We start from the raw sequence: 542 nt of genomic DNA on the forward strand, positions 1-542 counted from the left end.
GACGAACAGGACTTGCCATCACGGCTTGTGCTGATTTAGTCGTCGGGTAAACGCCAGCTGCGACGGCTGCAAAAATAGCTGCCCCCAATGCGCAACATTGATCTGATTCGACCACGATGATGTCGCGACCAATCACATCGGCGCACATTTGCATCACGTAAGGGGATTTTTGCGCAATGCCACCAATGGCGATGACGCGTTCGACAGTGACATCTTGTTCTATAAAGCAATCGACGATCGCTTTTGCGCCATGCGCAGTGGATTCTACGAGTGCGGAGAAAATTGCAGGCGATGAGCTACCAAGGTTTAAGTCACAAATGGCACCTTTAAGACGCTGGTTTGCGTAAGGGGTTCGGCGGCCATTGAGCCAATCCATTGCAACCGGAGTATATTGGTCGATACCTTGCTGCTCGGCAGCTTGCGAGAGCATTGGCAAAAGTTCTGAAGCAACTTCTTCGGCAGTTAAGGCAAAGTCTAGATTGTGTTCGGCATAAGCCTGTAGTGGCCACATTAAGACGTTTTTGAACCAGGCATACATGTCG

Annotated in this window: 1 protein-coding gene; it reads right to left on the minus strand. The window is 50.4% G+C overall.

What is annotated here, in order from left to right; genetic code table 11:
• On the minus strand, positions 1-542 hold a 542-nt coding region (locus R7R24_RS29795), incomplete at both ends, for an FGGY-family carbohydrate kinase (protein WP_318120600.1).

Source organism: Vibrio sp. 704, assembly GCF_033339295.1.